12 protein-coding genes are annotated in these 14,171 nt (G+C 57.4%); 9 read left to right on the top strand and 3 right to left on the bottom strand.

Annotated features, from left to right (window positions below; translation table 11 throughout):
• Nucleotides 1–49 precede the first annotated feature (49 nt).
• Together FJE54_RS02445 and FJE54_RS02450 are read left to right on the top strand one after the other, a co-directional pair.
• Nucleotides 50–883 (top strand): putative hydro-lyase, encoded by an 834-nt coding sequence (locus FJE54_RS02445; RefSeq protein WP_139651173.1) that lies wholly within the window; start codon nucleotides 50–52, stop codon nucleotides 881–883.
• Nucleotides 884–992: 109 nt separating this feature from the next.
• Nucleotides 993–1,757, top strand: coding sequence for a LamB/YcsF family protein (locus tag FJE54_RS02450; RefSeq protein WP_139651174.1), 765 nt, complete (start codon nucleotides 993–995; stop codon nucleotides 1,755–1,757).
• Between the two features lie 28 nt (nucleotides 1,758–1,785).
• On the opposite strand, the gene FJE54_RS02455 is transcribed toward FJE54_RS02450, so the two are convergent.
• Nucleotides 1,786–3,129, bottom strand: coding sequence for a helix-turn-helix domain-containing protein (locus tag FJE54_RS02455; RefSeq protein WP_139651175.1), 1,344 nt, complete (start codon nucleotides 3,127–3,129; stop codon nucleotides 1,786–1,788).
• Nucleotides 3,130–3,227: 98 nt separating this feature from the next.
• On the bottom strand, nucleotides 3,228–5,099 hold the full coding sequence (recQ, locus tag FJE54_RS02460) for a DNA helicase RecQ (RefSeq protein WP_139651176.1): 1,872 nt from the start codon (nucleotides 5,097–5,099) through the stop codon (nucleotides 3,228–3,230).
• A 366-nt stretch (nucleotides 5,100–5,465) separates the two neighbouring features.
• On the opposite strand from recQ, the gene FJE54_RS02465 reads away from it, so the two are divergent.
• The 3 genes from FJE54_RS02465 (at nucleotide 5,466) to FJE54_RS15945 (ending at nucleotide 7,953) form a co-directional block, all read left to right on the top strand.
• A complete protein-coding gene (locus FJE54_RS02465) occupies nucleotides 5,466–6,716 on the top strand; it encodes an Nramp family divalent metal transporter (protein ID WP_139651177.1) in 1,251 nt (416 codons plus the stop codon).
• A 242-nt stretch (nucleotides 6,717–6,958) separates the two neighbouring features.
• Nucleotides 6,959–7,159 carry a DUF6440 family protein gene (locus FJE54_RS02470; protein ID WP_139651178.1) on the top strand — a complete coding sequence of 67 codons (201 nt, stop codon included), beginning with the start codon at nucleotides 6,959–6,961 and terminating at the stop codon, nucleotides 7,157–7,159.
• A 227-nt stretch (nucleotides 7,160–7,386) separates the two neighbouring features.
• Nucleotides 7,387–7,953: a helix-turn-helix transcriptional regulator gene (locus tag FJE54_RS15945; RefSeq protein ID WP_180326513.1), complete on the top strand. Its 567-nt coding sequence runs from the start codon at nucleotides 7,387–7,389 to the stop codon at nucleotides 7,951–7,953.
• Nucleotides 7,954–8,094: 141 nt separating this feature from the next.
• Here the strand turns inward: FJE54_RS15945 and FJE54_RS02480 are convergent, their stop codons facing one another.
• Nucleotides 8,095–8,706 carry a TetR/AcrR family transcriptional regulator gene (locus tag FJE54_RS02480; protein WP_255467180.1) on the bottom strand — a complete coding sequence of 204 codons (612 nt, stop codon included), beginning with the start codon at nucleotides 8,704–8,706 and terminating at the stop codon, nucleotides 8,095–8,097.
• A gap of 355 nt (nucleotides 8,707–9,061) precedes the next feature.
• On the opposite strand from FJE54_RS02480, the gene FJE54_RS02485 reads away from it, so the two are divergent.
• The 4 genes from FJE54_RS02485 to FJE54_RS02500 all read left to right on the top strand — a co-directional run bounded on the left by FJE54_RS02485 (nucleotide 9,062) and on the right by FJE54_RS02500 (nucleotide 14,098).
• Complete coding sequence (locus FJE54_RS02485; RefSeq protein ID WP_139651180.1) at nucleotides 9,062–10,210, top strand: serine/threonine protein kinase; 1,149 nt, start codon at nucleotides 9,062–9,064, stop codon at nucleotides 10,208–10,210.
• A gap of 203 nt (nucleotides 10,211–10,413) precedes the next feature.
• Nucleotides 10,414–11,670 carry a DMT family transporter gene (locus FJE54_RS02490; RefSeq protein WP_139651181.1) on the top strand — a complete coding sequence of 419 codons (1,257 nt, stop codon included), beginning with the start codon at nucleotides 10,414–10,416 and terminating at the stop codon, nucleotides 11,668–11,670.
• Nucleotides 11,671–11,673: 3 nt separating this feature from the next.
• Entirely contained in the window at nucleotides 11,674–12,450 is a 777-nt protein-coding gene (locus FJE54_RS02495; protein WP_139651182.1) for a creatininase, read from the top strand.
• Nucleotides 12,437–14,098: a BCCT family transporter gene (locus FJE54_RS02500; protein WP_139651183.1), complete on the top strand. Its 1,662-nt coding sequence runs from the start codon at nucleotides 12,437–12,439 to the stop codon at nucleotides 14,096–14,098. The genes FJE54_RS02495 and FJE54_RS02500 overlap by 14 nt, the downstream gene beginning before the upstream one ends.
• The last annotated feature ends 73 nt before the right edge of the window (nucleotides 14,099–14,171 follow it).

Below are 14,171 nucleotides of genomic sequence, written 5' to 3' on the forward strand. Positions count from 1 at the left end.
GCTGCGCATACGTGCGAAACAGGGCGGCACCGATACGAAGGAGGCAGCAATGAGCATCCAACCAGTAAAACCCGAAGGCGTCAGCACCGAGGTATGGCAGGCCATGCTTACCGCAACGCCCGTCGAGGCACGCCGTCTCATACGAACAGGCACGTTCGCTGCGCCGACAAGCGGGTTGTGCCCCGGATACGCGCAGGCGAATCTTATCGTCCTACCTAAAGAGCAGGCCTACGATTTCTTGCTGTTCGCGCAGCGCAACCCCAAACCCTGCCCGCTTTTGGAAGTCACCGAAACAGGTGCCCGCGAAGCGACTATCTGCGCATCCGACTGCGACATAGCAACCGATTTTCCGAAGTACCGCATCTACGAGCACGGCGAACTCGTTGCCGAGGTGACCGATGTGGCCGACTACTGGCGCGATGACCTCGTGTCGTTCGTGATCGGTTGCTCGTTCTCGTTCGAATCCGAGCTTGTCGAAGCGGGCATCGAGATGCGTCACAACACCATGGGCCGCAACGTTTCCATGTACCTGACGGGCGTGGATTGCCTTCCCGCTGGCTCCATGAGCGGCAAAATGGTCATGTCGATGCGCCCGATTCCTTACGATCAGGTGGTACAAGCCGTGCAGATTTCGGGTGCGATCCCCAAGGTCCACGGAGCGCCTATGCACATCGGCAATCCTGAAGCCATCGGCGTGCACGATCTTGCGCATCCCGAGTTCGGCGACCCAGTGGACATTCGCGAAGGCGAAGTGCCGGTGTTCTGGGCGTGCGGCGTAACGCCCCAATCGATTGTCATGAGCTCGAAGCCTGCGTTCGCGATCACCCACGCGCCTGGCTGCATGCTCATCACCGATACGAAGAACATCGACTTGAAGGAATGAATGCACTGCCGATCCGTCTGATCGGAAAACTTTCTTCCCGTATGAGGTGCGATACAATACGCTTCATGCGAATCATCGATCGAACCCGAACCGGATAGGGCGTGAAACCATGCACAGCGTTGACCTTAACTGCGATCTCGGGGAAAGCTTCGGCCGTTACACGCTCGGCCTTGATGCCGAAGTCATTCCCCTCGTCTCAAGCTGCAACATCGCATGCGGCATGCATGCAGGCGATCCCGTGGTCATGCAGAAGACGGTGGCCCTTGCCGCCGACGCGGGCATCGCACTCGGTGCGCATCCGGGCTATCCCGACCTGCAAGGGTTCGGTCGTCGCGACATGAATCTATCGCCTGAGGAAGCCTACGCCTACACCGTCTACCAGATCGGCGCGCTTGCGGGCTTCTGCGCGGCGCGGGGCGTGCAGCTCAACCACGTGAAGCCGCATGGGCAGCTCTACAACCGCGCTGCAATCGATGCCCGTCTTGCCGAAGCCATCGCACAGGCCGTCTTCGACATCAATCCGAGCCTCGTGCTTGTCGGTCTTGCAAACGGCGAGCTCATCGATGCCGGGCGCGCCGTCGGCCTCACCGTTGCCCAGGAGTTTTTCACCGACCGAAACTATACCGACGAAGGCGTGCTCGTGTCGCGCTCGCTTCCGAATGCGCTCATCACCGACGAGAAGTTCGCTGTCGAGCGCGTGGTGCGCGTGGTGAAGGAAGGCACGATCGAAAGCGCCTCGGGCAAGACCATTGAAATCCAAGCCGATACGATCTGCGTTCACGGCGACAATGCGCACGCACTCGAATTCGTTAAGCGCATCCGCAGCGCACTTGCAGCCGAGGGAATCGCCATCGAGCCGGTTGCAGGGGCATAGATGCCTTCGCTCGGCGCAGTGCCGTCTTCTACATCCCTCGGTACACAGCTGCCCGCTCAGCAGCAAGATCGTCGATAGCGTCGATGTTTCTCTGCACATGACGGGCGGCGTGATGCGCAAACTCTTCGGACAGCGCCGCGTTCATGCCGAGTACCGTTGCAACCGTATCCGAAAACCCTTCGAGCATCGCAGGGTCGTACCATGAGATATCCTCAACGAACGCCAACTGCTGCGAGGGATACTCCGAAAACGGATGTGACGTCCACGTAAACCGCTTACCGGCAATCTCGGCACGTGTCGCTCGGGAGAAAAACCCTGCACCGTTATCGAACAGCGGCGCTATGCGCCACCCATCAAGCGTCTCTACGGTTCTCATGAGTCCGAAATTCCCTCGATGGCGATCGAAGTTCGCCATAACATGATCGCATACGATCATCTTCGCCATACTCGTTCTCGCATCACGTATGCCGAACCGCTCGCATGCTTCGATATATCCTGTATAGAAGTTTCGGCCCTTGGTGATACCAGCGAACACTGCGACGTCATGCGCTGGCACGAATTCTGTTTCCGAAGTCGCCATAGTCGGGCAGAGGGAGAAAACTCTGCCATCCAGCTCTTCCATACGATAGGGCACATACTCGCTCGGATCGAGCAAACGGTGCATAAGCTCTGTTGCCAGCAGTTCGTTGTACGGCTCGCGCTGATCGTTCCCCGACGACCCCTTGACCAGATAGTCGACTCCTTCAATGCGTTTCCACCGTTTTGGAAGAGCCCCTGGCGTCGAGCTGTCCGGCGTTCGCAAAGGCGTTTCGGGATCGTAGCAGTACTCGTTTTCGAAGAAGTTCACCTCATGCCAATCGATGGATGCGTTTTCGGGTCTGAACCAATACTGGTCTGAAAGGTTGAGCCCGAGCGATCCGAACATGAGCTCATCGGGAGCCGAAACCCCTGCAGCCTGCATAAGCACAGCCGTTCCCTGCCGGAGCGGAGGCATGTACCTGCGTGTAAGCCATACGGCAAAATCAAAGGCATTCGGCTTGCACCCCTCCCGTCCCAAACCAAGCGGCACCCATGCAATGCCGTCGTGCAACGAACCGATGCTCACCCGCTTGCTTTCGTTGTCGTAGACGAAATCGAGAACTTCGTGGTTGCGGTTCATAAGCGTATACCGTTTCAGACTCATAAGGTTTTTCTGACCCAGCTTCGGCCTGCCCTTGAGCTTGGGTTCGGATGCACGCAGGGCAACGGAACTCTCATCGACGATCCATGAGCGCCCGAGCTTTTGCGCTTCGAGATCACCCGCCTGTATGAGCGCGACAACGCGTCGCGTCGAAATGCCGAGCCGTTCAGCCGCTTCTTTCGTCGTTATCATACGTCCCCATTCGGTATACTTTATTTATTTCAGTCGAAACTAAGTATACCTTATTCGGAATGCTTTTCTTCCACGACGATCTCAAGCAAACTTGGTTTCTACCCCGCTTTGTGCTCCCGAATCGCCTCGATAAACGCTGCTCCATAGCGCTCAGCTTTTACTTGTCCGACACCTGAAACCGCAAGCAGCTCTTCTTCGGTTGCGGGCTGTTTCTCGCACATGTCGGCAAGCGTGGCATTCGCGAACACGATGTAGGCGGGAACGCCCGCCTCGGAAGCCAGCCTGAAACGAACCGCCTTGAGCTTCTCAAACAGCTCGGGGTCGGACGAGTTCGCACCCGAAGGCTTCAAGCCGCGCAACGCGGCCGATTTGGCAAGTTCTTCTTCCTTCGGCAGGCGCTTGGGCACTTTGATCTCGAATGTTTGCCGATCTCTGAGAAATGCCGCGCCCTGCTCGGTCGCTTCGACGACAGGATAGCTTCCGCCCGTCTGCACGAGCATTCCTTCAGACACAAGCGCATCAAGCACATAGCGTACGCGTTTGGCGGGCACTGTGTCCATGATGCCGTACGTCGAAAGGCTATCGTAGCCCTGCGCGAGCACCCGTTCGGCTTTCGAGCCGCGTAAGATGTCCACAATGAGCGCTTTGCCCGCTTGACGGTTACGCTGCGCCAGGCGCAGCACACACGAGATGATCTTCTGTGCTTCGAGGGTCACATCCTCAACCTCGAAATCGGTCGAACAGTTCGAGCAATGCTCGCATCGAAACGCCGTCTCGACCTGTCCGAAGTACTGCAAAATGAACGAGCGCAAACAATCGGTGGTCGTACAGTAAAAGACCATCTGCCGCAGCCGTTCGCAATCACGCTCGTACAGAATGCGGGAGGCCTCTACGGGTTCGTCGGCGCTGCGCTCTTCGAAGCTCTTGTCGATGAGGAACTGGCACGTTTGCACGTCTTTCTTGTTGTAGATGAGCAGGCAATCGGCAGGACTCCCATCGCGCCCGGCGCGGCCCGCTTCCTGATAGTAGCTTTCGATGTCGGAAGGCATAGTGTAGTGGATAACGAAACTCACGTTCGACTTGTCGATACCCATGCCGAACGCATTCGTGGCAACCATCACCGACCTGCGGTCGTACAGGAAATCCTCCTGGTTAGCATGGCGCTCGGAAGCGGAAAGCCCCGCATGGTAGCGCGTGGCCGCCACCCCGTTCTCGCATAACAGCTCGCATACCTCCTCTACGGCGGCCCGGGTCGAGCAATACACGATGCCCACTTGGTCCTTCCGTTCGCGCACAAGGCGCAAGAGGCAGGTGCGTTTCGCCTTGGGTTCGGGACGTTCGACGCCGAAGTACAGGTTCGGGCGATCGAACCCCGAAACGAGCACAAGAGGATCGACAAGGCGAAGCGCACCCAGAATATCGCGTTGCACCTCGGGCGTAGCCGTCGCAGTGAGCGCGCATACCGCAGGACGCTCGGGCAGACTTTCGATGAAGCTGGCGATGCCGAGATAGCTCGGTCGAAAATCCTGCCCCCACTGCGATACGCAATGAGCCTCGTCAACAGCCACAAGCGATATCTTCGCCGCTTTGCACAGTGCAACGAAACGCGGCGCATCGAGACGCTCGGGAGCAACGTAGAGCAGCTTGCACGCGCCGGTTGCCGCATACTCGAGCACCTCTGCCTGCTCGCGGGGTTCAAGCGAGCTGTTGAGAAACGCCGCTTTAACGCCCGCCTCGTTGAGGGCGTTAACCTGGTCTTTCATAAGCGAGATGAGTGGCGAGATAACGATAGCGAGCCCATCGAGCACGAGTGCGGGTATCTGGTACACGAGCGATTTGCCCGCCCCCGTCGGCATGACGGCGAGCGCATCGCCCCGATCGAGCAACCGCTCGATGAGCTCGCCCTGGTTCGGCCTGAACCCGTCGTGGCCGAAATGCTCCTTCAATACCTTTTGTGCCTGTTCGAGCATGGTACGAACTCCCTTTCGCAAAACCGATTGCCCCATTATAGAGGCAACCGCCGCCCCGAGCACCTCATGGCGCGAAAAGCAGTGCGAACGCTTTTTGCCTAAGAGGTTCAACTCCGTCGGTCATCACGACTGATGGAGCACCCGAACGCTCAACCGCCGAACGCGAACATCATTCCTAAAGTCTCCCTTAATCCGTAACGTGCGCATAATTCCTTGCGTTTTCAGGTAAAATCATTCCATTGCATTCGAGCAGGCGTTTCGGCTTCGTTAATTCTTGCAGAGGAGCACGCAAGGGACCCCTCGCACTGCGACAATGCATAGGGGATTCATCGAATGCTCTACCAGAAAACTCGAAAAGGAGGTTGCATGAGCTCATCATTAGTTCAGCGCCTGAAGAACATCGGCCCGGGTGCGCTCGTGGCTGCTGGCTTCATCGGCCCCGGTACGGTTACCACCTGTACGGTTTCCGGCGCAAACTACGGCTACACGATGCTGTGGGCGTTGCTGTTCGCAACGGTCGCAACCATCATCTTCCAGGAGATGGCCGCCCGTGTCGGCATCGTCAGCCAAAAAGGCCTTGGTGAAAACATCCGCGATCGCATTCCCAACAAAGCACTGATGTGGATTGCTATTGTAGTTGTTCTCATCGCCATTTTCGTCGGCAACATCGCCTACGAAACGGGCAACATCACCGGCGGCATTTTGGGCATCCAGGCGTTTCTGCCCGATGTACCCGTCGGCATTATCGTCGTCATTCTCGGCGTTCTTGCGTTCATTGCCATGTGGATCGGCAGCTACAAGCTCGTGGAAGCCATTCTCACCGGAATCGTCGTATTCATGGGCGTCGTATTCGCCGTAACCGCGTTCGCCTCGGGTCCCGATTGGGGTGCTGTCGTACACGGGCTGTTCGTTCCCTCGCTTCCTGCTGAGGGATCCGCGGGCATCCTGACCGCCGTGGGCCTTATCGGAACCACCATCGTGCCGTACAACCTGTTCCTCCATGCCTCCGGTGCCGGTGAGCGCTGGAAGGATCCCGACCAGGTTCCCGATGCGCGCCTCGATGCCGTCATCTCGATCGGCCTCGGCGGCCTCATCTCCATGGCCATCCTGATCTGCGCCGCCGCAAACATCTACGGCACCGGCGTCACGGTTGCCAACGGCAAGGATATGGCGCTCGCGTTGCAGCCGCTGCTCGGATCGTGGGCGACGTGGATGATCGGTCTCGGTCTTCTGGCTGCAGGCTTCTCTTCCGCCATCACCGCCTCGCTGTCTGCAGCGTTCGCCGTCAACGGCGTACTCGGCTGGAAGAAATCCCTGAAGGACATCAAGTTTAAGTCCATCTGGATGATCGTGCTTCTGGCCGGTTGCATCATGGCCATCGTGCTCGGCAGCAGCCCCACGCAGCTCATCTTGGTCGCACAGGCCGCAAACGCCATCCTGCTTCCGTTCATCGCGTTCTTCGTACTGTACTGTGCGAACGGCAAGGATCTCGGCAAGTGGAAGAACCATCTCTTCGCGAACATAGCGGGCGTCGTGATCATCGTGATCACGCTGTTCATGTGCTACCGCAACATGTCGAGCTTCCTCACCTCGCTCCAAGCGCTCATCGGCGGGTAAGCTTAGCTGCACATCACGCATCACCGAAGGCACACTCAGAAAGCGCATCCACCTGGATGCGCTTTTCTATTCCGTATCGTACCAGATCAAGCGTATGTCAAACACTTTTGGCACCAGGAAAACGCCTCTGCCGAAGGGATATGCCACACTATCGTATACCGTATTCGCATGAGTTGCATATCGGCTGTGAACGCGAGCCGCTCGTGCACCTGTCCCGTAGTCGAGCAAAGGAGTACGAAATCATGGCAAAGGATCGTTTTGTAGAAATCTATTCGCAAGGGGTAACCAATGTGCGAAAAATAATCGTCGACAGCGAAACGGGCGTCAATTACCTTCTGATGTCATCGAACATGACGAGCGGTTGCGGATTGTCGGTTTTGGTAGACGAGAGCGGAAAGCCAGTCATCACCCCTGCCGACGCCATCGTATCCATTTACGAATAGCCGCACCATCGCCGAAAGCAGCCGGGCATACATCCGGCTGCTTCTTTTTTCCAAGTTGGCACGACAACCGACAGGCGAATCCTTCGCGCGCTTTTTGCCACACGGCTCGATGCACCAGATCAAACGCATGTCAAACACTTTCGACACCGCTAAAATACAAGTGTCAAAGCCATTTGGTGGTATGGTGTCTTTCATCATGGCACTCTCTTATAGGCGAAAGGAACGCAGTGGAACTCGGCAATCAGATTCGGAACTATCGCACGGCAGGTGGACTGTCCCAGGAAGACCTCGCAGCGAAGATTTACGTTTCGCGGCAGACGATCTCGAACTGGGAAACAGATCGTACGTATCCGGATGTGCAAAGCCTGCTTCTGCTGAGCGCGCTTTTCGACGTAACGATAGACGAATTAGTCAAAGGAGATGTCAAAGCCATGAAAGAAGCCGTTGATGCGAACAAGATGAAAAAGCTCAGCTACGTGATGTTGGCGGGCATGGTATTGAGCGTCGCGCTGATCGGGCCATGCTTCAAGCTGTGGGGGTGGATGGGGCTTCTCATTCCTCTTGCAATTTGGGCGGTCGCGCTAGTAAGTTCGATCATCGTCGACCGGATGAAGAAACAGCACGATATAAAAACGTTTTCTGAAATCCTCGCGTTCATGGAAGGCGAGCCCGTGGACCGCGAAAAGGCCGAGCGGGAGCGCAAACACCACCTGCTCACGAAAACGCTCCTCGTTATCGGCATCGGAGTGGCTGCCGGTCTCATCGCATTCGCGAGCCTTGCGCTGTTCGGGTAGCACGCGGCACCCGGCACGCAGCGTGTGAGCCGTGTAGGAAGCAAAGCCACCGACCGATCGTCACACAGCAATGCACAGGACCCAAAGCGCCCGCCATAAACGGCGGGCGCTCTCTGTTCGATCTGACACCGCCAAACTAGCCTACACACCACGATGCATCTTGCTGGGCGCTTCGATCTGCAAAGCACGGAACAGACGGTCGGGAACGAGGCTGACCAGGTCATCGGTCCATTGAGCAAGGTTCGTCGGTTGATCGGACCGAAACCAGTCGTTGAGCACTTCGCATTCGAGCTTTGAGAATATCTCCACCAGAAACATCATGTTGTGATCGACCGACATGTGGCGGTATTTCTCGAGCGTTTCAAGCAGTACGGTCTTTCGGTTTTCGGGCATAACGGTCTGGCCGAACGGGGTGTTGATGCTGTACTGGATCGACTTACGGTAAAAATCACGTTCTTGGGCAATGAGGCGCAAATGATGGTAGTACCCCGTCACCCAATCGATGGTGCGGCCTATCTCGTTGAGATAGAACTGACGACAGAAGATCGAATGCCACCAAGGTATATCGTACTTGCTTTCGAAATGCCGATAGAAGGTCTGCCGCGACACGCCGGCGTTGGCGCAGATTTCCGATATCGTGATCTGATCGAGCGACTTGTTCACGCCATGGAGTATCTTCATCTTCGTTTTGATGTCGGGGGATTCGAATATATCGTTTCCATGAGCAAGATCCATCAGCATGCAATCACCCACCGTTCCTGCTCGCTTTGCGGCACGTGAGCCACTGCGACAGAGAAACCTTACCACATACGTTTTGTTGAGATTCGAAGCGACGAACAGACAACGTTTTCGCTTTGTCTTAAGCGTACTACATTACCGTCTTTCATTCCCCCTTCGCGTGACAAATCCATGCGATTTGTCACGCGCTTCGTACGACGTTGTCTCGCTGTCATGATTTGGCGACAAGCCATGATTCTGCTGGATGGCAGAGCGGAACAAACACCGCCGCCCGCCTCTTGGCATACGCCTCGAAAATTCTGAAAATGAACGCACCGAAGCACGGAAACCCAAATCTTGGAAGGCGCCGCCTTCCGGAAAGGAGACTGTCATGGCGAAGATAGTCAGCTCTTGGAACGACTGGGACCCGCTGAAGCACGTCATCGTGGGCAGGTGCGACAACTCGATGATCCCGCCCGAGGAGCCCGCGACCTCCGAGAAGGTGCCCGTCGACTCCGAGATGCGCGGCATGTGGGGCCTGCGCCCGCTGGCCACCGTCGAGCGCGGCAACGAGTGCCTCGAGAACCTCGTTAAGATCCTCGAGGACCGCGGCGTGAAGGTCGACCGCCCGACGCCCCTGCAGTGGAACCAGGCCATCGGCACGCCGGACTTCCGCAACGACTCCATGATGACCTGCATGCCGCCCCGCGACATCCTGCTCACCGTCGGCAACGAGATCATGGCCTCCGCGAACTCCTTCCGCTGCCGCTACTTCGAGTACCTGGCCTACTGGCCGCTCATGAAGCAGTACTTCGACGAGGACCCGGAGTTCAAGTGGACCCAGGCCCCCCGCCCGCGCCTCACCGACGCGTCCTACAAGCACAACTACTACGACGAGAAGATCACCCTCGAGGAGCGCCTCGTCCGCACCGCCAACAAGGACTTCGTCACCACCGAGGTCGAGCCCATGTGGGACGCCGCCGACGTGATGAGGATGGGCAAGGACCTCTTCATCCAGCACGGCCTGACCACCAACCGCGCCGCCATGGACTGGTTCCAGCGCTACTACCCCGAGCTGCGCGTGCACGCCGTGAACTTCCCGGGCGACCCCTACCCGATCCACATCGACGCGACCTTCGTGCCGCTGCGCCCGGGCCTGATCATCAACAACCCGCACCGCAAGCTCCCCGAGGAGCAGCGCGCGATCTTCGAGGCCAACGACTGGCAGATCGTCGAGGCCGCCCAGCCCGCCCACGACGAGCCGCCGGCGCTGTGCTACAGCTCGGTGTGGCTGTCCATGAACTGCCTCGTGCTCGACCCCAAGACCGTCATCGTGGAGGCCTCCGAGGTCTACCAGCAGGAGCAGATGGACAAGCTCGGCATGAACGTCATCCCCTGCGACCTGCGCGACGCCTACCCGTTCGGCGGCGGCCTGCACTGCTCCACCGCCGACGTCTACCGCGAGGGCGACTGCCTCGACTACTTCCCCAACAGGGTCAAGGACCCGACGCTCGTGCGCCCGGAGATGTGGAACGACTAGGGCGGACCATTCGATTTCCGGAGTCGGATCCGGGTTGCCTCACGGCACTCCTTATCCGCGATCCGACTCCGGGCCAACCCGACACGGGCTCAACGCAACCACCACCTCAGCATAGATCGATCCTTTCGCACGTGCAGCCGACTATCTGCACTCGCCTCGGCATGCGCGCGAAAGGAACCGACCGCAACCTCTAAGGGGGATACATGAACCCGCAAGCTAAATACAAGCTCAAAGGCTTTATCTTCATGTTCCTATCGTCGTCCGCCATGGGCGGCATAGGTGCATTCGGCCGCTTCATCAACGCGCCGGGCGATTTCATATCGTTCGGCCGTAACTTCATCGGCTTCATCACGCTTACCATCGCGTTCTTCTTCATAAGCGGAAGCTTCAAGAAGATCAAAGAGACGCGCTTTTCGCCCTCGATGTTGCTTTCAGGCGTGTTCCTCGGCTTGCTCTCGGGCCTCTACGTCATCTCGACGCAGTACACAACGCTCGCGAACGCTTCCTTTCTCATTTACACTGGCCCCATATACTCGACCATCCTCGCGGCGATTTTCCTCAAAGAGAAGCTCGACATCAAGGGCATTCTCTGCATTGTCGCCGTGGTCATCGGCATGCTGTTCATCGTCGGCATCATTACTCCCGATGGCTTGACGCTCGATCTTGATCCAAAGTGGATGTTCGGCAACATGATCGGCCTGCTCTCTGGCGTTGCATATGGCTTATACCTGTTCGTCGGAAGATACCGGGAAGACTGCAACTCGAACGTACGCTCATGGTGGAACTTTCTGTTCGCGTTCATCACCATACTTGGCCTCATGGCGGTTGACAGTCTGCTTTCGGGCGGTTTGAAGTACACGGTGAAAGTCGACGGCGTACAGCAGGTCGATGCCTCAGGCCAGATCATGACGGCGGATTGGAGCATCTTCACTATGGATGCCACGTCGTGGATCGTATGGGTCATCGCCGCGCTGGTCACCGGATTCATCGCGTTTCACCTGCTTGCCTACGCCACTAAAATGCTGAAAGCCGGCGAACTCGCCGCGATCTCCTATCAGGAAACGATCATGGCCTCGTTGCTCGGGCTGCTTTTGTTCGGTGAAGTGCTCACCACGTTTCAGCTCATCGGCGGTGGACTCATCATCTTAGGAGGCGTATCGCAGATATTCTTTTCGACGAATGCCGCCAACAAGCAGCCAGCTCAGCTCGAGGTTCAAGCTGCGGGCGCGATCGGAGCGGGTCCTGTCGACGGAGATTCATTGCTAGCGGAAGCCGAAAACGGTTCTCCATCCATCACCTGCAACGACAAGGCGTTGCCGCTCGATCACGACCAGATACCTGCTCGAATCGCGAGCACACCTCAGACCGCCAGCGTACCGCCGACTGCCAGCGCATCGCCGACTTCCGCCGTGCCGCCAATCGCCAGCACACCGCCGACCGCCAGCGCAAAGGAGGACTAAGCCATGCCTGCGAACACCGTTTTCATGGAAGAGATGGACGCGTTTACCTATCGCGGCATCCTCGAGCAAGACAATCCGATCGTTTTCGTGCCGGTCGGCGCATTCGAACAACACGGACCGCATATGGCTATGTGCGTCGATGCTGCGCTCACCAAGCAAATGGCCGCATCCGTTGCCGTACGCGTTGGCGGCATCGTGGCTGCTCCCATCGTCTACGGCTACAAATCCCAGCAGCGTTCGGGGGGTGGGTTTCATCTTTCGGGTACGACGAGCCTCAGCGCATCGACCCTTATCGGCATGGTGAAGGAAATCGTGATCAACCTCGCCGAAGACGGGGTGAGGCGCATCGTGTTTATGAACGGCCACTACGAAAACTACCAGTTCGTCTTCGAGGGGGTCGATCTTGCCACACGCGAGCTGAAGTTAGCCGGTATTGGCGACGTCAAGGTAATGCTTATGTCGTACTGGGATTTCGTCGATGACGAAACGATCGAGCGCTTGTACCCCGAAGGGTTCACCGGCTGGGATCTCGAGCATGCCGGCGTCATGGAGACTTCGCTCATGCTGCTGTTCTACCCCGATTTGGTGGATATGGACAAGGTGGTAATCGAGCCGCCTGCCGACATGCCAAAATATGATATCTTACCAATTAATCCCGACTACACGCCGGCATCGGGATGTCTGTCGTGCGCCGCAGCCGCATCGGCCGAAAAAGGTCGGATTCTGCGTGACGCCGCAACCGAGCACATGGTGGGAGCTGTTCTCGATGAATTCGAATAAAGGTGATCCTGGGCGAGCCGCATCCTCAGCGACGACGAAAGCCCGCAAAGACGATATCGCCATACGGATCGCAACGGCGGCAATCGTTGCGATCATCGTAGGCGCGGCGGTAGCAAACCCGTCGGCTGCGTACGACACCATCCAAAACCTCCGTACGTTCATCACGGAATACTTCGGATGGTGGATCGTCTTCGCAGCCTTGCTTGCACTGGTACTGTGCCTGTGGATAGCGTTCGGAAAATACCGTTCGATCCGATTGGGCGGTCCGGATGCGAAGCCCGAATACAGCCGATTCGCCTGGTATTCGATGCTGTTCGCCTGCGGGCAGGGTATCGGCCTCATCTTCTGGTCGGTAGCAGAGCCCATTCTCGTGCGTACCGATAACCCCCTGCTCGACACGTTCCCCGTCGGCGTAGATAACGGTGCCATGGCCTGGTCGTACTTTCATTGGGCCATCACCGCATGGGCCATCTATTGCATCGTAGCGATCTGCATGGCATACGCACGGTTCAACCGCGGAAAAAGCGGGTCGTTTCGCGGTGCATGCGAAGACATCCTGCCGAAGCCGATACGCCGCGGCGGCGGACTCGTCATCGAGTGGCTTGCCGTCATCACGACCATCCTTGGCCTTGCTACCTCGTTCGGATTCGCCTCGATGCAATTCGGTTCAGGACTGAGTTCTCTTTTCGGCATCGACTCGAATCTCGTGCTCAAGGTCGGCGTTATCGTGGTCATCGGACTTATCACCGCCCTATCGGTGTTCGTCGGCGTGCAGAAGGGAATGCAGCGCATCAGCAAGGCGAATTCCGTTCTTTCGATCGTCTTACTCGTGCTCGTCTTCGTGTTCGGGCCCACGTTGTTTCTTCTGCATCTCATACCTGAAAGCATCGGGACCTATATTCAGACGTTCGTGCCCATGAGCACATTTATGGAAACGTCGACAGCAGGAGGATTGGGAACCTGGTCCGATAGCTGGAACGGGGCATGGTCGGTATTCATATTCTGTTGGTGCTTTGCCTTCTCCCCGTTCGTCGCTTCGTTCATCGCCTCGATTTCTCGGGGCCGAACGCTGCGCGAGTTCGTCTTGGGCATCATCGGCATCCCATCGATCGTCGTAGTCGTGTGGATCGGCATCATAGGCGGAACGGCGCTGAATTACGATGATGCCCTCGGCGGAGCCATCACTGCTGCAGTCATGCAGGATACCTCGTCGGGCTTGTTTGCGATGGGCCAAGCGATACCTTATGTCGGGCTGCTCGTCGTAGCGATATCCACCGTACTTGTCGGCACGTACTTCATAACATCGATCGATTCGGGCGTTCATGCGCTTTCGGGCTTCGTCTCGACCGTCGCCAAACCGAGTCCTCCGTTTAAGGCCGTTCTCGTCGCCCTGATCGCAGTCGTCACGCTCGTGCTCTTGCTCCTTGGCGGCGACGGGGTGCTCGACACCATCCAAACGGGCACCATCGTCGGTGCGCTTCCCTTCACGCTCATCGTCGTTATCATGGTCGCTAACTTTATACGGGCTGTACGAAAGGATCCGCAAATCAGCACATGCGTTTCTGTTTTGGAAGGCGGTGAACCGCAGGCAGAAGAAAACTATGCGCTACCCGAAGGCCAATGCAGCACCACACTGCACGATCAGTGATACACAAAGTAATTTCGCTTGAAAGCGGGTCGAAAGGCACTCTTTCGACCCGCTTGGTTCTACCGATCAGAAA

Source organism: Raoultibacter phocaeensis (assembly GCF_901411515.1).
Classification (GTDB): Bacteria; Actinomycetota; Coriobacteriia; order Coriobacteriales; family Eggerthellaceae; genus Raoultibacter; species Raoultibacter phocaeensis.